The organism is Streptomyces sp. 3214.6 (assembly GCF_900129855.1).
GTDB classification, from domain to species: domain Bacteria; phylum Actinomycetota; class Actinomycetes; order Streptomycetales; family Streptomycetaceae; genus Streptomyces; species Streptomyces soliscabiei.
The window spans coordinates 8010692-8031584 of record NZ_LT670819.1 but is presented as its reverse complement, the minus strand read 5'-3'; the positions used below and the strand labels follow the sequence as shown (position 1 = coordinate 8031584).

Sequence of the window (20893 nt, the reverse complement as noted above, 5' to 3'; positions counted from 1 at the left end):
TGGGGTGAGCGGGGAGTCTGTGGGGTGGGGCGCCTCTTGGGCGCTTATGCGACCTTGCCGACGTCCGTGGCTGCGTCCGTGGCCGCCTTGCCGACGTCCGCGGCCGCGGGCTCCTTCGCCTTCAGCAGGCGGAGCTTGGGCGCGGGGCCCGAGCGGCCGCCGCGGCGGTGCAGGGAGCGGGCCGCGTAGTCGCCGGCGAACTGGATGAGGGAGATGACGACGGCGAGGATCGCCACCGTGATCCACATCAGCTCGGTCTCGAAGCGCTGGTAGCCGTAGCGGATGGCGATGTCGCCGAGGCCGCCGGCGCCGACCGTGCCGGCCATGGCGGAGTAGCCGATGAGGGCGACGATCGTGGTGGTGGTGCCGGCGATGAGGGAGGGCAGGGACTCCGGGACGAGGACCTTGCGCACGATCGTCCAGGTGTTGCCGCCCATCGCCTGCACGGCCTCGACCAGCCCGCCGTCCACTTCGCGGACAGCCGTCTCGACGAGGCGCGCGAAGAACGGGATGGCGCCGACGGCGAGCGGCACGATCGCGGCCTCCCGGCCGATGGTCGTCCCGGTGATCGTGCGGGTGAAGTTCATCAGCGCGACCATCAGGATGATGAACGGCAGCGAGCGGGCGACGTTCACGACCTGCCCGAGCACCCTGTTGGCGAGGACGTTCTGCAGCAGGCCGCCCCGGTCGGTCAGGACCAGCAGGACGCCGAGCGGGAGGCCGCCGACGACGGCGATGAGCGTGGACCAGCCGACCATGTAGAGGGTGTCCCAACACGCCTGGGACAGCAGGGGCTGCATCTCCGACCAGGTCACTTGACACCTTCCTTCACCAGCACGGAGGCGGGCTCCTGGCCCACGACGTCGATCTGGAGGCCCTGTTCGCGCAGGAAGCCGATCGGCACGACGTTGTCCTCGTAGCGGCCGGGGAGTTCGATGCGCATGCGGCCGACCTGGAGGCCGCCGACGGTGTCGATGGCCGCGCCGAGGATCGATATGTCGATGTTGTAGGTGCGTGACAGCTGGGAGACGACGGGCTGGGTGGCGCTCTCGCCGTGGAAGGTGACATCGACGACGGTGCGGTCCTCGCCGGTGGCTTCGCCGCCCACCGGGAAGAGCGCGGCGGCCAGTTCGGAGCCGGGGGTGGCGAGCAGTTCGCTGACCGTGCCGGACTCGACGACTCGGCCGTTCTCCATGAGCGCGGCGGAGTCGCAGATCGACTTCACCACGTCCATCTCGTGGGTGATGAGCAGGACGGTCAGGCCCAGCCGGCGGTTCAGGTCGCGCAGCAGTTGGAGGATGGAGCGGGTGGTCTCCGGGTCGAGGGCGCTGGTGGCCTCGTCGGAGAGCAGCACCTTCGGGTCGCCGGCGAGGGCGCGGGCGATGCCGACGCGCTGCTTCTGGCCGCCGGAGAGCTGGGCGGGGTAGGACTTGGCCTTGTCGGCGAGACCGACCAGGTCGAGCAGCTCCAGCGCCTTGCGGGAACGTTCCTTCCCTGAGATGCCGAGGATCTCCAGGGGGAGTTCGACGTTGTCCTGCACGGTGCGCGAGGACAGCAGGTTGAAGTGCTGGAAGACCATGCCGATCCGGCTGCGCGCCTGCCGCAGCTCCTTGCCGGCGCGGGGTCCGCGCCCGGCGAGCGCGGTGAGGTCCTGTCCGGCGACGGTGACCGTGCCGGCGGTGGGGCGCTCCAGGAGGTTGATGCAGCGGATCAGCGAGGACTTGCCGGCGCCGGACTGGCCGATGACGCCGTACACCTCGCCTTCACGGACGTGCAGGTCGACGCCGTCGAGGGCGGTGACCTCACGGCCGCGCGAGCGGTAGACCTTGGTGAGGTCCGTGGTGGTGATCACGTGGATTTCCGTCACTGTCGAGTGCGCGGGCATGGGTGTGCCAGAGCGCACGGATGCAGGCTGTCAGGGACGCGACACGGTTCTCGCTGTGGCGGGGAACCGGGGAGAAACATGTGCGCGGGGCGCGGCTGGTGTCCTGTACGGCGGACATGCGGCGTACGGACGTGCCACGGCGGCTCGCTTCGGGGCGCGAGCTCGGGGGGTGGTGCGGGGGCCCTCTAGAAGGCGCACATTCGACACATACAGCGAGCACCGGGCGTCATGGTCGCCTCGGTCGCAAGGGTGCGGCTGCTCGTCGTGGTCATGAGCATCAGTAAACCAGACGTACGGTCCTGACCGAGACCCCGCTGTCCGGATGCTGGACAGCCGTGGACGGTCCGCATGTGAGCGCCTGGTGGGCCGGGCGGACTGTGGTCGACGCCACCGTCGTCCGGCGGGCCTCGGGGCCGACAGCGGGGTGTCGATTACGCCGTAATAAGGTCACTGCATGCTTGATGCCCTGACGCTGGTGACCGGCGTCGCCGCGTTGCTGCTCGCCGCCTGGTGCGGCTGGGCCGCCTACCGTGACCAGCCGACGAAGGACTGGCACTTCATCGGGATGGCCGTGGTCTCGGCTCTGGCCACCGTCCAGCTGGTGGTCGGGATCGTGCAGTTGGCGCGGGGCGAGAAGCCGGAGCAGGGCACGACGATCTTCGTGGCGTATCTGCTGGGCGCGTTCGCGTGTGTGCCGACCGCGGGGTTCATGTCGTTGGCCGAGCGGACCCGCTGGGGGTCGGTGACGGTCGCCGCGGGCGGTGTGGTGCTCGCCGTGCTGGAGGTGCGGCTCTATGACATCTGGGGAGGCTGAGATGGCGGCGGTACGGGAGAAGAAGCCGGCCCGGCTCATCGGCGGGCCCGGGATGCTGTTGGTGTGGTTCTACGGCGTGATGGTGGTCGGGGCCGTGTCGCGGTCGGTGTACCAGATCGCGACGGAGTTCGACCGGGCGCCGCTGTCGTACACGCTGTCCGCGCTGGCGGGTCTCGTGTACGGGTTCATCACGTACTCGCTGGTGCGCGGCGGGGAGACCGCGCGCAGGGCGGCGCAGGTGTGCTGCGCCGCCGAACTCGCGGGCGTGCTGATCGTCGGTACCTGGACCGTGATCGAGCCGTCGGCCTTCCACGACGCGACCGTGTGGTCGGACTACGGCATGGGCTACGTGTTCATCCCGGTGCTGCTGCCGTTGTCCGCCCTGTACTGGCTGCGGAAGTCCCGGACCGCCGCCACCGCCGCTGCCGCTACGCCGTAGCCGCGTACTCCCCCGCCTGCTTCTCCAGGACGATCATGAGTACGCCGTCCGTGCCCTCGGAGGTGCCGACCGTCTCGTAGCCGACGCGGCGGTAGAGGCGGAGGTTGCCCTCGCTGCGGTGGCCGGTGAAGAGGCGGAACTTCTTGGCGCCGCGCTCCTCGGCGAGCGCCGACTCCGCCGCGCGCAGCAGTCTCGCGCCGATGCCGTGCCCCTGGAGGCGGGGGTGGACGCAGAGCTTGCCGATGGCGGCGGCGCCGTCCTCGGTGAGGCTGCCGCGTACGGAGCCGACCACCTCGTCGCCCAGGCGGGCCACGAAGACGCAGTCGGTGGCGAGTTCCTGCCGGACGGAGTCGAGGCTCTGCACGAGCGGGTCGATGCGGTAGTTGCCGTACAGCGCGGCTTCACTCTGGAAGCACAGGTACTGCAGCCTGAAGATCTGCTCGACATCCTGCTCGGTCGCCACCGAGATGGTCACGCTCATGCCCATGTGCGCACGCCTCCCGCTCACCTGATCACCTATGGTCCTTCACTCCTATCCCCGCACTTCGTGAGCCGCAACCTCCGGCGTCAGCAAACGCCGCAGACATCCCAGACATCTGGAACGTTCCGGTCCGAGACTGCCCTGTGAGATACCCAACTCCCCCGCGATCTCGCGGTAGGTGAGGTCCTCTGGCGAGAGAAGCGCCTGGAGGAGACGGGAGCAGCGGCCGGGCAGCCGGTGCACGGCCTCGCGCAGGGCGCGATGGCGGGCGGCGGTGAGGGCGAGCTGCTCGGGACCGCGGGAGGCGTCGTCGGCGGGGTCGCTCTCGTACGGCTGCTCACGGCGGGTCGTACGGCGGGTGCGGCGGACCTCGGCGCGGACGGCCCTGCGCAGCCAGCCCTGCGGGTCGGGGGGCGGGCCGTCGGAGGCGAGGTGCTCCAGGAGCCGTAGCCAGACCGCCTGTTCCAGGTCGCCGGGCTCCGTGCCGGTGGCGTGGGCCTCGGCGGAGGCCTCCGCGGTGAGGAGGGGGCGCAGGGCGATGAGCAAGTCGTGAGTCATATGCCAAACGATGCGGCCGCCCGGGCGGCTGGTTGCCGGGGCGGCCGACTGTCACTCCAACGGGGACTCAGCCGTTGACGAAGTCCGCGCGGGCGAGGACGCCCGTGTCGGCGTTGTCGGTGAAGACGCCGTCGATGCCGGTCGCGAAGTAGGTGCGGAACGCGCCGAAGGGGTCGCCGTACCCGTCCGCGTCCGTGCCCTTGCGGAAGTTCGTGGGCAGGAAGGGGTTCTCGTTGCGCATGGTGTAGGGGTGCAGGATCAGGCCGACCGCGTGGGCGTCCTTCACCAGGGAGGTCGGGGTGGTGAGGTTGCCGGCCGCGTCCTTCGGGATGACGAGGTCGAGGGTGGGGCCGATGCCCTGGGCGTAGCCGGCGATCTCCCTGAGGCCGGCCCGGGTGATCAGGTCGGCGACGGTGCGCGGGTCGCCCGTCTCGACGAAGTCCCAGGGGCGGGTGTTCGCCGCCGACAGCAGGACCACGAGGGGGTTGTCGACCAGCTTGTTCAGGCGCTGGATGCTGGTCGGCTCGAAGGACTGCAGGATGACCGGCGAGTTCTTCCTGTCCTTGCCGTACTTGTGCAGCAGCTTGGCGACCCGCTCCTCCAGGCCCAGGCCCAGCTTGCGGAAGTAGGTGGGGTGCTTGGTCTCGGGGTAGATCCAGACCTGCTTGCCGCGCTTACGGGTCTGCTCGTCCTGCCACTTCAGGACCTCCTCGAAGGTGGGGATCTCCCAGCGGCCGTTGTAGAGCGTGTTGTGCGGGCGGTTGGCCGGGATGCGCTCGATCGCGCGCAGGGTCTTCAGCTCCGCAAGGGTGAAGTCCTCGGTGAACCAGCCGGTCGTGGAGACGCCGTCGAGGACCTTGGTGGTCTTGCGGCCGGCGAACTCGGGGTGGTCGGCGACGTCCGTCGTGCCGCCGATCTCCGGCTCGTGCCGGCAGACCAGGTGGCCGTCCTTGGTGGGGACGAGGTCGCCGGCCTCGACGATGTCGGCGCCCAGGTCGAGGGCCAGCTGGTAGGAGCCGAAGGTGTGCTCGGGGCGATAGCCGCTGGCTCCGCGGTGACCGATGATCGTCGGCACGGGCAGGCTCTTCAGACCCCCGCCATGACCCCCGCCATGACCGCCGCCGGTCCCCGCCTCGGTGGCTCTCGCGGTGCCCGACAGGCCGAGGACGCCTCCGGTGGCGCCGAGCACGGCCGCGCCGAGAAGCGCCCGCCGTCCGGTTCCGCTCCCGCTCGCCTGCTGGTTCGACTCCTGCGTGTCCTGCGTTCCCATGAGGGCCTCCTGACCGTCGCCTCGTTCGTGCGGGCCGATCGTAGGGGCGTGGACATGACCGTCGGGAGACCTCGGTCCTAACACGCGGGTGACGGTGGATGGCGTGTGCCGTCCGACGGCCTGACGGGCCGTCGGACGGGCGGAATGGGCGGGGGCCGCCGGGGAAGGCGGTCAGTACGGTTTCACGGCCTTGCTGGTTTCACGGCCTTGTTCCCGTCATTCCGCCCAGGTGAAGGGCGGGCGCGGATTGCGCCGTCCAGGTAAACGTACGTCAACAGTGCGTAAGACCTGGGTGACCCGATGTGCGCCGGGGCCCGGGCCGCGAGTATCGTCCTCACCTGCACAGACTCATACCGTTTTCCCTTGACATCGGAGGGCTCGTTGTCCCGCTTCGCGCTCATCAAGGCAGTGCTCGGACCGGTCATGCGCCTGATGTTCCGCCCACGGGTCGAGGGCGCGGAGCACATTCCCGGCGACGGCCCCGTCATCCTGGCGGGCAATCACCTCACGTTCATCGACTCGATGATCCTGCCGCTCGTGTGCGACCGGCAGGTCTTCTTCATCGGCAAGGACGAGTACGTCACCGGCAAGTCCTTCAAGGGCCGGCTCATGGCCTGGTTCTTCACCGGCGTCGGCATGATCCCGGTCGACCGGGACGGCGGCCGCGGGGGCGTGGCCGCGCTGATGACCGGGCGGCGGGTGCTGGAGGAGGGGAAGGTCTTCGGGATCTACCCCGAGGGCACGCGGTCGCCCGACGGCCGCCTGTACCGGGGGCGTACCGGTATCGCCCGTCTGACGTTGATGACGGGTGCGCCCGTCGTTCCCTTCGCGATGATCGGCACGGACAAGCTGCAGCCGGGCGGGGCGGGGATGCCCCGGCCCGGCCGGGTCACCGTTCGGTTCGGCGAGGCGATGGAGTTCTCGCGGTACGACGGGATGGACCGCGACCGGTATGTACTGCGCGCCGTGACGGACTCCGTGATGACGGAGGTCATGCGGTTGTCCGGGCAGGAGTACGTGGACATGTACGCGACCAAGGCGAAGGAAGCGGCGTAGCGGTTGTGTTGCCGGGTGCGGTTTTGCGGGGGTTGGTCGCGCCCACCCCCGGCGGAGCCGCACATCGATACAGCCCCGCGCCCCTTACGGGGCGCTGTCCAGCCGTTCGTTTCGAAGCATGAACCATGCCGCGACCGCGGTCGCCAGCAGTACGGCCGCACCGGCGCCCACTGCGATCGAGAGGCCGTCGACGAACGCCCCTCGCGCCGACGACAGGAGTTCCTGCGCACTCTCCGCCGGCATCCCGCGTGCCGCCTCCACCGCGCCGCCGAGTGACTCGTGCGCGCCCTGCGGTGTTCCGGCCGGAGCTGCGAAGCCCCGGTACACGCCCGTGACGATCGATCCCAGGACCGCGATGCCCAGGGCCGCGCCGAGTTCGTACGCCGTTTCGGAGACCGCGGAGGCCGCGCCCGCCTGGTCCTTCGGTACCGAGCTCAGGACGACGTCGGCCGTCACCGTGAAGGAGAAGCCGGCGCCCACGCCGACCACCAGCAGGGCGGATCCCAGCAGGGGGTAGCCGGTGGACTGGGTGATCGTCGTCAGGGCGGCCAGCGCCAGACCGATCGCCGCGAGGCCGCCGGAAACCACGGCCCGTACCGAGAAGCGGCGGGCGGCGCGACCGGCGATCAGGCCGGCCGCCACCGCGCCGATCGCGGCGGGCAGTTCGGCCAGACCGGCCTCGAAGGGGCGCCTGCCCTGGACGAGTTGCAGATACTGGGAGAGGAAGAACACCAGGCCGGACAGGCCCAGGATGGTCAGCAGGTCGGCCAGGACCGCGCCGCTGAAGCCGCGGTTGCGGAACAGACGCATGTCCAGCAGGGGGGCCTCCAGGGTCAGCTGGCGGCGGACGAAGCCATGGAGCGCCGCCGCGCCCAGCAGGCCCGTGCCCACCGAGGCCCAGGTGAGGCCGTGTGTCGCGGCCTCCTTGACGGCGTAGACGATGCCGATCATGCCGACCAGGGACAGGACCACGCTCGCCAGGTCCCACGGGCCCGGGTTCGGGGTGCGGGACTCGGGGAGCGTCCTGATGCCGACGAGGACCAGGACGACCATGACGGGCAGGTTGATGAGGAAGACCGAGCCCCACCAGAAGTGCTGGAGGAGGAAGCCGCCCACGATGGGGCCGACCGCGGTGCCGGCGGAGGCCGTCGCGCCCCAGATGCCCACGGCCAGGCTGCGTTCGCGCGGGTCGTGGAAGAGGTTGCGGATCAGGGCGAGGGTGGCGGGCATGAGGGTCGCGCCGGCCACGCCGAGCAGGGCGCGGGCCGCGATCATCGTCTCCGGGGTCGTCGCGTAGGCGTTGAGGACCGATATCAGGCCGAAGGCCGTCGCGCCGGCGAGCAGGATGCGCTTGCGGCCGATGCGGTCGCCGAGGCTGCCCATCGAGACGAGCAGACCGGCGATGACGAAGGAGTAGACGTCGCCGATCCAGAGGAGCTGGGTGCCCGAGGGCTTGAGATCCTCGCTGATGAAGGGGGTCGCGAGACCGAGGACGGTCGCGTCGACGGCCACCAGCAGCACGGCGAGCACGAGGACACAGAGCGCCAGCCAACGGTCCGGACGCTTCACCGCCTCGGTCGTGCTCGCCGGCCGCAGGGTGCTGGTCATGATTCCTCTCTCTGTTGTGCGGGGTCCTGTGGTGCGGGATGCCGTAGTGCGCCGCCGAGGAGCAGCTCGGCGATCATGTGCTGGAAGTCCTTGGGCGCGCCCTTGCCGCTCTGCACCAGCCATGTGCCGGAGGCCAGCAGGCCGAACAGCGCCTCGGTGAGCCAGGCGGGCGTGAGGTCGATGCGGAACTCGCCGTTCAGCTGGCCGCGCCGGAACAGGGCGGAGATACGGTCGTCGATCCGGGTCCAGCCCGGGTTCTGTTCCTCGCCCTCGAACAGCTGGTTCTCTGTGTAGAGGAAGGCGAGCAGGCCGGCGGCCGACTCGATCTCGGCCACCAGACGGCGTACGGCGTCGCCGGCCGGGCCCTCGTCCAGCCGGGCCGCGTCCAGGGCGTGGTCGCACTCCGTGATGCCGAGGGCCTCCAGGGCGCGGACGAGGGCGTCGCGCCCGGCGAAGTGCCGGTGCAGCGTGGCGCGGCTGATCCCGGCCGCCTTGGCGACCTCGTCCATCGTCGCGGTGGATTTGCGGGTCAGCAGGGCGGCGGCGCTGCGGAGGACGTGGTCACGATCGACGGCCATGAGACAACCATAGCCCACATGAGACATTCATGTCTCACTGCGGGCATGTGTGCCTCAACGGCGTCGGTCGAGCGGGTTGTCAGTGCCAGGGCAGGCCGCGGCGCCGCTCCCAGTACGTCTGCGGGGTCTCCGCCAGTGTGGCCAGCCGGTCGAGCTGGTCGTCGTCGAGGTCCACGACCGCCGCGTGCAGGTTGGAGGCGAGCTGGGTGGCCGTCGCGGCGCCGGAGAGGACGACCCCCACCCAGGGTCGGCGCAGGATCAGCGCGAGGGCGACCGCGTCGCAGCCGAGAGACGTCTGACCCGCGACGGTCTTCAGGGCGTCCGGCGCGTACGGCTCCGCGAGGCGGCCGTTGGCCATGCCCTCCTTCACGATCACCGTGAGTCCGGCGTCGTGGGCCTCGGCGAGGGCGGGGCCGGCCGAGGTCTCCAGGGCGTTGTACGTCGACTGGACCGTACGGAAGAGGGGCTCACCGTCGACCGTCACGGCGAGGGCGGCGCGGATGGCGTCGGCCTGGGCGGGACCGCTGGTGGAGAAACCCACGGTGAGGCCCTGGGCGGCGGCTTCGGCGAGCCTGGCGTGGAGCTCCTTGTCGGTGAGGGCCGGGCTGTCCGGGGTCACCGAGTGGATCTGGTAGAGGTCGAGCCGGTCGCCGAGGACTTCGTCCGTCTCGGCGCGCTGACGTTCGTAGGCCGCGAGGCTGTGGTCCTTGACCTCGTGCCGCTCCGCGTCCGTCGTCCACTCGGCGGTGTAGGTGTACCCCCACTTGCTGCCTACGACGATGTCGTCGACGTCGGGCCTGACCTTCAGCCAGTCGGCCAGGAACTCCTCGGCGCGGCCGTAGGAGCGGGCCGCGTCGAAGTAGCGGACGCCCTGGGCGTAGGCGGCGTCCAGGAGTTCGTGGGTGCGGGTGCGCAGGGCGTTGACACTGCGGTCGGCGCCGAGGTCCCGGTCGCGTCCGACGTTGATGTAGCCGGGGCGGCCGACGGCGGCGAGACCCAGGCCGATGTGACAGGTGGGGGTCGTCGCTGAGGCGAGGCGGGCGAAGGGCATCGCGGGCTCCGTTCGGTGGCTCCTTGCGGCTGCCACCAACCTAACCCGCACGCCGCTGACAAAACGTGAGCCCACCCGCGAGGTGCGGCAAGGGTCCGTTTCCCCCCGGGCTCGACGAGCGACCCCGAGCAGGCGGGCGGCTCGCCGGTGCGGTGTCCGCCACCGACTCCCCCCGCCTCCCTGTCACTTCTTTGCGTCCGCCCAGCTGTGCTGCGCCGCCACGTCGGCCTTGACCTCGGCGAGCTGGACGGCGACCGCGCTGGGCGCCGTACCGCCGCGGCCGTCGCGGGAGGCGAGGGCGCCCGGGACGTTGAGGACGGTGCGGACCTCGGGGGTCAGGTGGGAGGAGATCTTCGCGAACTGTTCGTCCGTCAGCTCGTCCAGTTCCTTGCCCTCGGCCTCGGCGGCCTTGACGCACTCGCCGGCCACCTCGTGCGCCACGCGGAACGGCACGCCCTGCTTGACCAGCCACTCGGCGATGTCGGTGGCGAGGGAGAACCCGGCCGGGGCCAGCTCCTCCATGCGCTCGCGGTGGACGGTGAGGGTGGCGACCATGCCGGTGAAGGCAGGGAGCAGGACCTCCAGCTGGTCGCAGGAGTCGAAGACCGGCTCCTTGTCCTCCTGGAGGTCGCGGTTGTAGGCGAGCGGGAGGGCCTTGAGGGTGGCCATGAGGCCGGTCAGGTTGCCGATCAGGCGGCCCGACTTGCCGCGCGCCAGCTCCGCGATGTCGGGGTTCTTCTTCTGCGGCATGATCGACGAGCCCGTGGAGAACGCGTCGTGCAGCGTCACGAAGGAGAACTCCTTCGTGTTCCAGATGATGATCTCCTCGGAGATCCGGGAGAGGTTGACCCCGATCATCGCGGTGATGAAGGCGAACTCGGCGACGAAGTCACGGGAGGCCGTGCCGTCGATGGAGTTGCCGACGCTGCCGTGCTCGAAGCCGAGGTCCTTCGCGACCGCCTCCGGGTCCAGGCCGAGGCTGCTGCCCGCGAGGGCGCCCGAGCCGTACGGCGAGACCGCCGTGCGCTCGTCCCACTGGCGCAGCCGCTCGGCGTCCCGGGACAGGGACTGCACGTGCGCGAGGACATGGTGGGCGAAGAGCACCGGCTGGGCGTGCTGCAGATGGGTGCGGCCGGGCATCGCCACGTCCGGATGGGCCTCCGCCAGGCCGATCAGGGCGTCCTGGAGCTCGGCCACGAGGCCGCCGATGATCCGGGCGTGGTCACGCAGGTACATCCGGAAGAGGGTGGCGACCTGGTCGTTGCGGGAGCGGCCGGCGCGCAGCTTGCCGCCGAGGTCGGGGCCGAGGCGCTCCAGGAGGCCACGCTCCAGGGCGGTGTGGACGTCCTCGTCGGCGATGGTGCCCACGAAGGAGCCGTCGGCGACGTCCGCCTCCAGCCGGTCGAGCCCGGCGATCATCCGGGTCAGTTCGTCCTCGGTGAGCAGGCCCGCCTTGTGCAGCACGCGCGCGTGGGCGCGCGAACCGGCGATGTCGTAGGGCGCGAGCCGCCAGTCGAAGTGGACGGACGCGGACAGCTTCGCCAGGGCCTCGGCGGGACCGTCGGCGAAACGGCCGCCCCAGAGCCGTACGTCACCGCTGTTGCTGCTCACTTGCGTTGCTCCTCATCGCCGCACTGAACGTCCTGCATGATTATGCAGTCCTCTGCATGATTCGTCAATCCTGGGGTTTCGGCGAAGTTCGGTAAGAGAATTCGAAGCCACCTTGAACAACGACAACCGCTTACCCGTACTTCACACCGACGCTGGCGCCGCGTTTGTAAACCCACTCCTGACCCAAGTGAGGCATCCCCATGTCCAGGGCTCTTCCGAAGTACAACAAGCGTCGCGTGGCGATCATCGGCGGCGCCGCCGCTCTGGCCCTGACCGGTGCGGTGGTCGTGAACCAGGCCCTCGCCGGGGAGTCGTCCAATGGCGGCGGCACGACCAACGCCAAGACCCTCGCCAGCCCCGGCACCATCACATGCCCGGACGTGGCCTCCCAGCTGCCCGCGATCCCCGCCACCGCGAAGGCGGAGGTGGACCGCAACCTGGCACTGCTCCAGACGCAGATCAACGAGGCCAACAAGCGGCTCGTCGACACTGTGGGCCAGGGCGGCGCCAACTTCGTGCAGAACGCGATCCTCGGCCCGCTGAAGGACAAGCGGATCTCGACCGTCAACCGCATCGCCACGGCCATCGGCCGCACCGCCCAGAAGCCGCAGGGCCTCGAGGCGCTCACCCCGTGCGCCCTCAACGCCGGCGGCGGCGCCGGGGCGGGAGCAGGGGCCGGCGCGGGAGCAGGCGCAGGCGCCAATGCCGGCGGGCAGGCGGGCGCGGGTGGCGCGGCCGCCGGGAACAACGCGGGTGGCAACGCCGCGGGTGGCGCGGCCGCCGGCAACAACGCGGGTGGCAACGCCGCGGGCGGCGCGGCCGGCGTCGGCACCATCAGCTGCCCCGACGTCGCCTCGCAGCTGCCCGCGATCCCCGCCACCGCGCAGGCCGAGGTGGACCGCAACCTGGCACTGCTGCAGACGCAGATCAACGAGGCCAACACCCGCCTCCAGAACACGGTCGGCCAGGGTGGCGCCAACTTCGTGCAGAACGCGATTCTCGGCCCGCTGAAGGACAAGCGCGCGTCCACGATCGACCGCATCGCCATCTCGATCGGCCGCAAGGGCACCAAGCCGCAGGGTCTCAACGCGCTGGCCGCCTGCACGTTGAACAAGTGACGTGACAGGCCCAGCGGCCGCCCCGAGAAGCGCCGGCCGGGGCGGCCGCTGCGGTGTTCCACCGAGGGAATCGCAGATCTCCTTAGACAGCCAAAAGGATTTCCCGGATAATCGTTAGACATGGGAAAGACCTATGAGCGCATCGACGGGCGGCTCCGTACGTTCATCGAGGAGCAGCCCCTCTTCTTCACCGCGACCGCGCCCCTGTCCGGCGACGGCACGGTCAACCTCTCCCCCAAGGGCCTCAAGGGCTCGTTCGCCGTACTCGACGAACACACCGTGGCCTACCTCGACTTCGCCGGCTCCAACGCGGAGACCGTCGCGCACCTGAGGGAGAACGGCCGGATCACGCTGATGTGGTGCGCCTTCCAGGGGCCGCCGAACATCGTGCGGGTGCACGGCCGCGGCGAACCCGTCTTCCGCGACGACCCCCGCTTCCGGGAGCTCCTCGCCCATTTCGCCGGCATCGACCCGACCCCGCACGGGCTGCGCGCGATCATCGTCGTGCACGCCGAACTGGTCCGGGACACGTGCGGGTTCGCGGTGCCCTTCATGACCTACGACGAGGACCGCGAGCTGCACGCGAAGCGGTTCGCGCGGGAGGACGACGCGTCGCTCAACGCGTACTTCGAGAGCAAGGAGCACATCGCCACGAGCCTGGACGGACTGCCCGGACTACCGTTGCCCCTGCGTCCGATTTGACGGAATTCCCCCTTCCGCCGCTCTCGTCCCCTAGCGTGGCCTCACACGTGCGCGCACGTGCGCAGGTGTCACCTTCTCGGCCGTGAACGGCCGAGCTTGTGCGCTCGGTCGTTCACGCTTCGTCGCGCTCCCGACTGTCCCCTACGACAGGACGGTCACGGGTCGCATCCACCCTCTCCCCAAGTGAGCTCAGGGGGAGGGTGCGGGTGCGGTGACAAGCACCCACGCCGAGCGGGCGCGGTTGCGCACGTTGACCCCGGCGACGTGGTCGGCGGGCCCAGCGAGGCCACACCGGCGACAGCAAAAATGTTCCCGGGTCGACCGATTGGCCTTCTCGGTGTGGCCGCAGCGCGGGCAGCGCTGCGAGGTATGGCGCGGATCCACCTCCATAAACGGCACCCCGGCTTGACGGGCCTTGTACCTCAGGTGCTCGCCCAGCTGATGGAGCTCAAAGGCGGTACGGGACACATGGTCCGCCGCGCGGTTGCAGGCGTGCAGGGTCGCCTCAAGTACCGACGCCTGCTCGGGCGTCGGCAGCAGCTTCACCTGCACCACCAGCTTCATGACATCGGACCGTAGTACGACCACCCCACACACAGGCGACACTTCTGCGAACATCACCGATCTCGGCGACATGAGGAACGACTGTTCACATAACCCGACTCCGTCGGGCAGCGGTACGGGCGCTCCGCGCCCACAGGGAATCGAAGCGGCGACGCTCCGCGTCCCGGTCGCGGGAGGCGATTCCTCCCCGGCGTGAACGCCGGGGCCTCCTCGCCAGAATCAGGATGACCGATCTGCTGCTGTACGCCTTCGAGGGCCGGGCGGACCAGCACAACCCGCTGGGTCCGGTGACCTGACCGGCCGGCGAGGACAGGTCCCGGGGAGGCGGCGCCACGCACGGTCGGCCCACTCCGGCCTGCCGGCGTCGCCGCCCTCCTCTAGCGTCTTGATCATGCGCCCTCGTGTCGTCGCCGCCGCTGTCGTCTGTGCGTCGCTCCTGCTGCTCGGTGCGGCTCCGGGCACCGGCGCTCACCCGCCGCTGCCCGCGCGGATGGCGGATACCGGGGGCGGCACCCAGTTGATCACCGCCGTGGCCCCGGAGGCGGGCGCCACGGCGGGCACGCTCACCTGGTGGGACCTGCGGCACGGGCGATGGGTGCCGGCCGGTTCCACGCCGGCCCGGTTCGGCGCGAACGGCCTGGTCGAGGGAGCCTCGCGCAGGCAGGGCACGAACACCACACCCACCGGCCTGTACGGCCTCCCGTTCGCCTTCGGCATCCGTGGGGCGCCGCGCGGGACGTCGTATCCGTACCGTCCCGTGCGGCAGGGCTCCTGGTGGTGTCAGGACAACGACTCCCGTGCCTACAACCGGTGGACCGAGCCCCGGCCGACCGACTGCCGTGCCACCGAGTCCGAACACCTCGTCACATACCGCACTCAGTACGCGTACGCGCTGGTCATCGGGTTCAACTACCGTGCGCCGGTGCGGGGCCGCGGCGCCGGAATCTTCCTGCATGTCAACGGCCGTGGCGCGACAGCCGGTTGTGTGTCGGTGCCGGTGGGGGCGATGCGGCGGATACTGGCCTGGGCCAAGCCGTGGGAGCGGCCGCACATCGCGATCGGCACGACCGGCGGCCGAACGGCGATCAGCCGGTATTGAGCCACCGCGGGGTGGTTGTCGGTGCGCGGTGCCATCATGTTCTCCTGCTCGGGGAGGGGAACGGGGACATGGCAGCGGCACGCAGGGCTCTGTTGATCGGCATCGGGGACGCGCCCTCGGTCACCGACCTGGAGTCACTGGCCGAACCGGTCGAGGCCGACCTGCGGCTGCTGAGCACCGCGCTGAAGGCCTCGGGCTACGAGGTGAAGACCCTCCACGACGCCGGCCGCAGCCAGATCAGGTCGACGATCTACGAGGCGGGCCGGGAGTGCCCGCCGGGCGGGACCCTCCTGCTCTACTTCACCGGGCACGGCCTGCGCGTCAACCGCACCGACTACCTCGTCCCCGCCGACGCCGTTCCCCCGACCGACGGCAACTGGCGTGAGCCGTACCTGGAGTCGCTGCTGCCCGTCAACATCAACCCGCTCCTCGGCGACTGCGCCGCCGGGACCGTGCTGTGGTTCATCGACGCCTGCCGGACGGACACCGCGAGCGACGGGGAGGCGTTCGCCAACCGGGCCGACACCGGCCCGCCGAACGGCGGGTTCGCGGTGATGGCCGGCTGCTCGGCGGGCCAGCGCAGCGGCTACACCGGCGAGGGAAGCTTCTTCGCCCGCGGACTGGCCGACGCCCTGGGCCCGCTCACGCCCGCCCGCACGGTCGAGGACGTGCTCGCCGCCGCCCGCGCGAGAACCACCGAGGCGGCATGGCGCCACCGGGTGACGCAGGTCCCCTGGTTCCACTACGGCAGCCATGCCGAGGAGCAGACGAAGAAGACGGAGATCTGCGAGGGCCGGCCCCTCCTCGAGGCATGGCTGGACGCCGCCCGCACCACCCCGCTGTGGCGACACCTGGCGCCCGAGGCCACCGTCCACGTGGATGCTCTGCAGGACGCGCTGAGCGGGTTCGTGGAGAGCTGCGCGCGCACGGTCCATCTGGCCCAGCGCCGCATGCCCTGCCCGGACCCGTGGGCCGACGACGCCTTCCCGGTCAGGCTGCTGTGCGACCGGCTGCCCCTGCTGCTGCCCGAGGGGGCCACGCTGTCCCCCGTCGAGGTGGTCACCCTCGTCGCCGCGCCGTTCCTGCACGAGGTGGCCTGGGCCGAGCGGCTCAGCCAGGCGGCGGAGCTCGGCCCGGACACGCTCGGGCGGCGCACGCCGGCCGACGCCCATCGACGGCACTACGAGCAGATCGTCGAACAGTACGGCCGCGTGGCGCGCAAAATCGCCGACTGCCAGGCCCGCGACCGCCCGCAGGACACCGCGGCCCTCACCATGTGGCTGGTGCACCGCTGGATCGCGGACCGCTTCCAGACCGACGACGAGGTCGTGCCCGCACCGCCGGCCGAGGCCCTGGCCGCACGGCTGGGCGTCGCCGACGGCAGGGTGGGGGATCTCGCGTTGCTGCTGCGGGCGGCGGCCTCCGCGGTCGGCCCGGACGAACCTCTCGACGAACTGGCCGACTGGACGCCGCGCAAGGTGCTGCTGCCCGGTGGACACCAGCATCTGCGCATCCGCCCGCTGGCCGCGCTGCTGCGCCTCGCCGCGACCCTGGCCCTGGACGTGCGCGCCCTGGCGGACATCGTGGCCGAGCATCTGGCGGTCTCCGACCCGGTGTTGCCGCAGCAGACGGTGGCGATCGCACACGAGCTGAGCTGGCACCGCGAGGGCAGCGCCCTGCACCTGGACGCGCCCTGTCCGCATCAGGCTGTGCACGCCGCGCTCCTGGAGACCGTCGACGCGGCCGACCAACTGGCCGCCCGCATCGGGGAGATGGCCGACCGGATGCCGGAATCCGAGGCCGGGCTGCTGACCGCCGTGCCCGGCCGGATCACCGACCGCGATCTGCAGCCGCAGCGCAGCGGCGGGCAACCGGCGTACGAAGTACCCCTGTTGCGCTTCCATCTCGCGCAGACCGAAGTGCGGGACCTGCTGATGGGCGAGCAGCTCTACGGCGGCGAACCGCAGTTGGCGCTGCGGGAGCTGTACCAGAACGCCATGGACGCCTGCCGCTACCGGGCGATGCGCTGGGCGTACCTGGGGAGCACCGGCCGCCGGCCGGCCGACTGGACCGGGCGGATCGTCTTCACCCAGGGCAGGGACGAGCGCGGCCGGTACGTGGAGTGCCGGGACAACGGCGTGGGCATGAGCGCCGAACAGCTCAAGCAGACCTTCACGCGGGCCGGCAGTCGCTTCGAGCGGTCCGCGTCGTTCCGCAAGGAGCAGTCCCGGTGGCTGCGTCACGACCCGGCCCTGCGGCTGTACCCCAACAGCCGTTTCGGCATCGGCGTGTTCAGCTACTTCATGCTGGCCGACGAGATGACCATCGTGACCCGGCAGGTCAGCCCGGAGGGCATCCCGGCGGAGCGCGCCTTCCGGGTCGAGATCCCCAGCAGCGGAAGCCTCTTCCGCATCCAGCAGCACGACGGCTCGGACGACGGCGTCGCCGAGGGCGGCACCCGCGTGCGGCTGTATCTGCGCGACGACGACAGCAGGAATCGGCGGCTGTCGTGCGTGACGGTGCTCCGGGAGCTGGTCCGGGTTGCCGAGTTCGCCTTGGAGGCGACCGAGGGTACGGGGCACGAGCACGCGTGGGAACCGGGGGTTCTGCAGCCCGCCCTCGGGACCGACCCCGCCGACGCCCTGGAGGCCGTACCGGGCGCATTGTGGTGGGTGAACGGGCCGGGAGCGATCCTGTGCGACGGCATCGTGACCGACCAGACGCCGTTCGGCCATGTGGTCAACCTGACGGGACCTCATGCGGGCAGACTCAGTGTGAGCCGCAAGGAGTTGCAGGACTTCGACGCGGAGTGGGTGGAGTCGCTGTGGCAGCAGGGCGCGGCGGAGCTCGCCACGTGGCGGGCGCTGTCCCTGGCCTGGCTGGGTCAGCTCGACGACCTGAGCCAGGCCACGGCGCGGGTTCTCGACGCGGAGTGGCGCGGTAAGGGCGTTCACGTGCAGGACTGGGACGGCGAACCCGTGGACTTCGACCAGGTGGGCTGGTTCCACCTGGACCAGCTCATCGTCGGCGACAGAGGTCTGGTGGGCCGTCAGGCCCTGTGCGTGCCCTGGCGGGCCATGGCCCTCGGGCTGCCGCACGACAACCGCCACGCCGCGGGGCCCGTGGATCTCACCGGGTACCCGGTCCCCGCCGCCGGTGACGCCGAACTGGTGAGGTCGTCACTGGCCTCCTGGTACGAGGTGGTGGCGCACGCGGCGACGAAGCGAACGAGCGTTGAAGAGATCCAGCGCCGACGCAGGGCCTTGCGTGTCGTACACCGTGACTTCGCGCCGCTCCCCCGTGGAGTCGAGTCGTTGGACTGGATACCCGGCAGCAGCGACCGCATCCTGATGGACTCCCTGGCGGGGGACATCGGGGCGCAGGTGTCGGACGGCGACGGCTCCCGTCACTGGGGTGGTCTGATCCTGGCGTCGCTCCAGCTCTCGGCGCCGCTGGGCGAGTTGGTGGAACGGCTCGGCCGCTTCGCTCCGCTGTTGCCGTCCCCGGTCCCGGAGGTCCCACCGGCCTTCCAGGACCATGTCTGCACTCAGGAGGACCTCCAGAGCGTCTTCCATCGCTCCTCCCAGCCGCACGCCGAACCTGTCTGGCAGCTGGCCGACGAACCGTTGCTCGTCTGCGACGTCGCCAAGCAGGCCGGCCGGCCGGTGGACGAGGTGCTGCGGCGGCTGGCCGACTTCGCCTGGCTGGGCTGGACCGCTCCGACGAGCGAGGCGGTGGCTCCGTGGACCCTCCTCGCCGACGACGAGATTCTCGACGATGTCGTCCGTCTCTTCAGCGTCAGGCTCCCCGAGGGTGACCGCGAACTGCGCTGGGCGGCGACCGTGGACTTCGCCGAGAGCATGGACACCGATCTCGCGGACGCCGAGCGGCGACTCGCGCGGGAAGCGGACAAGCTCGGCTTGCGGTACGAGCGGCGCTACGCGCAGGACACCGCGGCGGCCCGGGTCGAGCCGTCCTTGGACGCGGCGGTGCTGGTCCGGCGCCTCCAGACCATCAACTGCGCCCTGGAGCGGGGTGTGGACCTGGAATCGCTGTCCATAGCCCGCAACCTCCGCGGCCAGGAGTGGGAGCCTTCCGTCGCGGTCGAGGACCTGCGGGAGGCGGGAGTCCGCGTCCCGGACGACATCACCCTCGCCGTCGACTGGAATCGCCTGCCGCTGCGGGACCGCTACATCCTCTCGGGCAAGGAGCCCTCCCTGATGGAAGAGGACACCCCCGCCGCGGACATCACTTCGGGGGCCCTCTTCTACTCGGCGGAACGCCTCAACGAGACACTCCGCGAGGTCTGGAAGACGGCGGACAAGTACGCGGAGCTCTACGGACTGACCATGCCGTCGCTGCCCGAAGCCCTCGCCGACCTGCGCCCTACCCGAGGCATGGCCATCGCTGTCCTCAGCCACCCCATCGACGATCGCACCGGCTCCTCCGCCACCGCGCGATGGCGTCGTCTCACTCCCATGGGGCTGGCCACCTACGCCCGCCAACTCGCGTCCGACGGGGCCGCGGCCTACGAGCGCCTGCTGCCGCTGCGCTCGATCGGGGCGCTCGTCACCGAACTCCCCGTCGACGCGCTAGCCGCACTCCAGGGCCTCATGCCGGACGATCACGACGTCGTCGCGCTGGGGAACGACCACCGGGTGACCGGCGAGGACGACCCCTACTGTGCGCTCGACCTGGTGAGCATCGCCGGTCGGCTGGGCGAGCCGCTGCCCCGGACCGTCGAGCGCATCACCCCGTACCTTCCCCTGTGCCCGGAGCCGCGCGTCCTGCCGCCCGTGCCCGACGTCCTCCCGCGCTGGCAGGATCTGACCCTGCTCACCGAGGACCTGGACGGCATGCTGCCCGCGGTCCACGGGCGGGTGAGCCCAAGTCACGTCCGGCGGGCCGCCGCGGCCACCGGTGAGAGCGAGCAGTGGATCGCGGAGCGGCTGCGGTTGTACGCGACGATGTTCGATCTGGTCGTCGACGAGAAGGACGAGAAAGACGGCGAGCGGGACGAGGACGGCGATGAGTGAGGCACCGCGCGTGAACCATGGCCACGACCACGGCACGGCGTATCGGGAGACCTACGTGGGCGTGGCCCCGGGCGTTTTCGTCCGGCGGGCCGCCGAGAGCGGGCCGGGGCTGCGGATCGAGGGCACCTGCCCGCGCTGCCAGGGAGGCACCGTCTCCGAGTACCCGTACGGGCTCGCCGGGACCGGCTCCAAGGGCCGCCTCTCCTGGCGACGGGAGACGGACCCGACGCCGGCGCAGGCGCAGGCGCGGAGCGACGAGGCCGCGCTGCTCCGTGAGGTGCACTATTGCGAGTGCGGCCACCCGCATCCCGGCCTGCCCGCCGAGGCCCCGTTCGTGGGCTGCGGGGCGAGTTGGCGGGTGGCGGCGCTGAGCGTGGCGGACGGCGGATGAGCGCACAGTCGGACCGGCGCTGGGCGCAGCTCGCCCGGGAGCTGGAGTTCCACCAGCTGCCGGAGCTGAGGCGGCAGGCCGAAGGGTGGCGGGCGGGCCTCACCGGGCTGGCGGCGCTGGTGGCCGTCCTTGTGACGCTCAAGGGGCGGGACGACCTCAACCAGGTTCCTGACGCGGCGCGGGAGACCGCCGGCGCCCTGGTGGGGCTCGCGTTCCTGCTGCTGGTGGCCGGTTCGATCCTGGCGGTGCGGGCCGCCCACGGCAGTCCCGGCGAGCAGGTGCTGCTGGCCGGGCAGGCGCTCCGCGCGTGGACCCGGCGGGAGATCGCGCGGGTGACGCGTTCGCTGCGGTGGGCCGCCGTGTGCTGTGTGTGCGGGGTGGCGCTGGTGACCGCCGCCGTGGTCGTCGTCTGGACCACGACGGGTACGCGGCCGGACCACCTGGTGCGGGTCGTGACGACGACGGGCGCGGAACGCTGCGGGGAGTTGCTGGGCTCGGGACCGGACGGTGTGGTGCTGCGCGTGGAGGGCGAGAAGCGGACGGTTGTACCCGGCCGTACGGTGGCGTCGGTGGTCCCGGTGTCCGCGTGCACGTCCTCCGGATGATCGGCTGAACACTCCGTGGCTTGCGCC

19 protein-coding genes are annotated in these 20893 nt (G+C 71.0%); 9 read left to right on the top strand and 10 right to left on the bottom strand.

The window, feature by feature from the left end:
* Positions 1 to 44: 44 nt before the first annotated feature.
* Positions 45 to 815: a methionine ABC transporter permease gene (locus tag B5557_RS36285; protein WP_079663456.1), complete on the bottom strand. Its 771-nt coding sequence runs from the start codon at positions 813 to 815 to the stop codon at positions 45 to 47.
* A complete protein-coding gene (locus B5557_RS36280) occupies positions 812 to 1852 on the bottom strand; it encodes a methionine ABC transporter ATP-binding protein (protein ID WP_079663455.1) in 1041 nt (346 codons plus the stop codon). The genes B5557_RS36285 and B5557_RS36280 overlap by 4 nt, the downstream gene beginning before the upstream one ends.
* A 487-nt stretch (positions 1853 to 2339) precedes the next feature.
* Between B5557_RS36280 and B5557_RS36275 the strand changes: the two genes are divergently transcribed.
* Together B5557_RS36275 and B5557_RS36270 are read left to right on the top strand one after the other, a co-directional pair.
* Entirely contained in the window at positions 2340 to 2699 is a 360-nt protein-coding gene (locus B5557_RS36275) for a hypothetical protein (protein WP_079663454.1), read from the top strand.
* Between the two features lies 1 nt (position 2700).
* A complete protein-coding gene (locus tag B5557_RS36270) occupies positions 2701 to 3138 on the top strand; it encodes a hypothetical protein (RefSeq protein WP_079663453.1) in 438 nt (145 codons plus the stop codon).
* Here the strand turns inward: B5557_RS36270 and B5557_RS36265 are convergent.
* The 3 genes from B5557_RS36265 to B5557_RS36255 form a co-directional block, all read right to left on the bottom strand.
* On the bottom strand, positions 3128 to 3625 hold the full coding sequence (locus tag B5557_RS36265; RefSeq protein ID WP_079663452.1) for a GNAT family N-acetyltransferase: 498 nt from the start codon (positions 3623 to 3625) through the stop codon (positions 3128 to 3130). The two genes, B5557_RS36270 and B5557_RS36265, sit on opposite strands and share 11 nt — an antisense overlap.
* Before the next feature lie 45 nt (positions 3626 to 3670).
* Positions 3671 to 4177, bottom strand: coding sequence for an RNA polymerase sigma factor (locus B5557_RS36260; RefSeq protein ID WP_079663451.1), 507 nt, complete (start codon positions 4175 to 4177; stop codon positions 3671 to 3673).
* 67 nt (positions 4178 to 4244) lie between these two features.
* The gene (locus B5557_RS36255; RefSeq protein ID WP_079663450.1) at positions 4245 to 5447 is read right to left on the bottom strand and encodes a glycerophosphodiester phosphodiesterase; all 1203 of its coding nucleotides are present in this window, start codon (positions 5445 to 5447) and stop codon (positions 4245 to 4247) included.
* 381 nt (positions 5448 to 5828) lie between these two features.
* Between B5557_RS36255 and B5557_RS36250 the strand changes: the two genes are divergently transcribed.
* Positions 5829 to 6503, top strand: a complete 675-nt coding sequence (locus B5557_RS36250) for a lysophospholipid acyltransferase family protein (protein ID WP_079663449.1) — start codon at positions 5829 to 5831, stop codon at positions 6501 to 6503.
* An 84-nt stretch (positions 6504 to 6587) separates the two neighbouring features.
* Here the strand turns inward: B5557_RS36250 and B5557_RS36245 are convergent, their stop codons facing one another.
* The 4 genes from B5557_RS36245 to argH form a co-directional block, all read right to left on the bottom strand.
* The gene (locus B5557_RS36245; protein ID WP_079663448.1) at positions 6588 to 8111 is read right to left on the bottom strand and encodes an MFS transporter; all 1524 of its coding nucleotides are present in this window, start codon (positions 8109 to 8111) and stop codon (positions 6588 to 6590) included.
* On the bottom strand, positions 8108 to 8689 hold the full coding sequence (locus B5557_RS36240) for a TetR/AcrR family transcriptional regulator (RefSeq protein WP_079663447.1): 582 nt from the start codon (positions 8687 to 8689) through the stop codon (positions 8108 to 8110). The genes B5557_RS36245 and B5557_RS36240 overlap by 4 nt, the downstream gene beginning before the upstream one ends.
* Before the next feature lie 79 nt (positions 8690 to 8768).
* Positions 8769 to 9740, bottom strand: a complete 972-nt coding sequence (locus B5557_RS36235; RefSeq protein WP_079663446.1) for an aldo/keto reductase — start codon at positions 9738 to 9740, stop codon at positions 8769 to 8771.
* Positions 9741 to 9923: 183 nt separating this feature from the next.
* Positions 9924 to 11351: an argininosuccinate lyase gene (gene argH / locus B5557_RS36230; RefSeq protein WP_079663445.1), complete on the bottom strand. Its 1428-nt coding sequence runs from the start codon at positions 11349 to 11351 to the stop codon at positions 9924 to 9926.
* Positions 11352 to 11551: 200 nt separating this feature from the next.
* Here argH and B5557_RS43980 point away from each other — a divergent pair, with 200 nt between their 5' ends.
* A complete protein-coding gene (locus tag B5557_RS43980; protein ID WP_079663444.1) occupies positions 11552 to 12469 on the top strand; it encodes a hypothetical protein in 918 nt (305 codons plus the stop codon).
* Between the two features lie 120 nt (positions 12470 to 12589).
* Positions 12590 to 13171, top strand: a complete 582-nt coding sequence (locus B5557_RS36220) for a pyridoxamine 5'-phosphate oxidase family protein (protein ID WP_079663443.1) — start codon at positions 12590 to 12592, stop codon at positions 13169 to 13171.
* Positions 13172 to 13360: 189 nt separating this feature from the next.
* Here the strand turns inward: B5557_RS36220 and B5557_RS36215 are convergent, their stop codons facing one another.
* Positions 13361 to 13735 (bottom strand): transposase, encoded by a 375-nt coding sequence (locus B5557_RS36215; protein WP_231976131.1) that lies wholly within the window; start codon positions 13733 to 13735, stop codon positions 13361 to 13363.
* 391 nt (positions 13736 to 14126) lie between these two features.
* Here B5557_RS36215 and B5557_RS36210 point away from each other — a divergent pair, with 391 nt between their 5' ends.
* The 4 genes from B5557_RS36210 to B5557_RS36195 all read left to right on the top strand — a co-directional run bounded on the left by B5557_RS36210 (position 14127) and on the right by B5557_RS36195 (position 20866).
* Positions 14127 to 14834, top strand: coding sequence for a L,D-transpeptidase family protein (locus B5557_RS36210; protein WP_079663442.1), 708 nt, complete (start codon positions 14127 to 14129; stop codon positions 14832 to 14834).
* Between the two features lie 68 nt (positions 14835 to 14902).
* Positions 14903 to 19870 (top strand): HD domain-containing protein, encoded by a 4968-nt coding sequence (locus B5557_RS36205; protein ID WP_079663441.1) that lies wholly within the window; start codon positions 14903 to 14905, stop codon positions 19868 to 19870.
* Positions 19863 to 20261, top strand: a complete 399-nt coding sequence (locus tag B5557_RS36200; protein WP_079663440.1) for a hypothetical protein — start codon at positions 19863 to 19865, stop codon at positions 20259 to 20261. Before B5557_RS36205 ends, B5557_RS36200 begins: the two co-directional genes overlap by 8 nt.
* Positions 20258 to 20866 (top strand): hypothetical protein, encoded by a 609-nt coding sequence (locus tag B5557_RS36195; protein WP_079663439.1) that lies wholly within the window; start codon positions 20258 to 20260, stop codon positions 20864 to 20866. Before B5557_RS36200 ends, B5557_RS36195 begins: the two co-directional genes overlap by 4 nt.
* The last annotated feature ends 27 nt before the right edge of the window (positions 20867 to 20893 follow it).

Coding starts and splice junctions, on each gene's coding strand:
- B5557_RS36275 (WP_079663454.1), top strand. CDS start 2,340: ATGCTTGATGCCCTGACGCTGGTGACCGGCGTCGCCGCGTTGCTGCTC.
- B5557_RS36270 (WP_079663453.1), top strand. CDS start 2,701: ATGGCGGCGGTACGGGAGAAGAAGCCGGCCCGGCTCATCGGCGGGCCC.
- B5557_RS36265 (WP_079663452.1), bottom strand. CDS start 3,625: ATGGGCATGAGCGTGACCATCTCGGTGGCGACCGAGCAGGATGTCGAG.
- B5557_RS36260 (WP_079663451.1), bottom strand. CDS start 4,177: ATGACTCACGACTTGCTCATCGCCCTGCGCCCCCTCCTCACCGCGGAG.
- B5557_RS36255 (WP_079663450.1), bottom strand. CDS start 5,447: ATGGGAACGCAGGACACGCAGGAGTCGAACCAGCAGGCGAGCGGGAGC.
- B5557_RS36245 (WP_079663448.1), bottom strand. CDS start 8,111: ATGACCAGCACCCTGCGGCCGGCGAGCACGACCGAGGCGGTGAAGCGT.
- B5557_RS36240 (WP_079663447.1), bottom strand. CDS start 8,689: ATGGCCGTCGATCGTGACCACGTCCTCCGCAGCGCCGCCGCCCTGCTG.
- B5557_RS36235 (WP_079663446.1), bottom strand. CDS start 9,740: ATGCCCTTCGCCCGCCTCGCCTCAGCGACGACCCCCACCTGTCACATC.
- B5557_RS43980 (WP_079663444.1), top strand. CDS start 11,552: ATGTCCAGGGCTCTTCCGAAGTACAACAAGCGTCGCGTGGCGATCATC.
- B5557_RS36220 (WP_079663443.1), top strand. CDS start 12,590: ATGGGAAAGACCTATGAGCGCATCGACGGGCGGCTCCGTACGTTCATC.
- B5557_RS36215 (WP_231976131.1), bottom strand. CDS start 13,735: ATGAAGCTGGTGGTGCAGGTGAAGCTGCTGCCGACGCCCGAGCAGGCG.
- B5557_RS36210 (WP_079663442.1), top strand. CDS start 14,127: ATGCGCCCTCGTGTCGTCGCCGCCGCTGTCGTCTGTGCGTCGCTCCTG.
- B5557_RS36205 (WP_079663441.1), top strand. CDS start 14,903: ATGGCAGCGGCACGCAGGGCTCTGTTGATCGGCATCGGGGACGCGCCC.
- B5557_RS36200 (WP_079663440.1), top strand. CDS start 19,863: ATGAGTGAGGCACCGCGCGTGAACCATGGCCACGACCACGGCACGGCG.
- B5557_RS36195 (WP_079663439.1), top strand. CDS start 20,258: ATGAGCGCACAGTCGGACCGGCGCTGGGCGCAGCTCGCCCGGGAGCTG.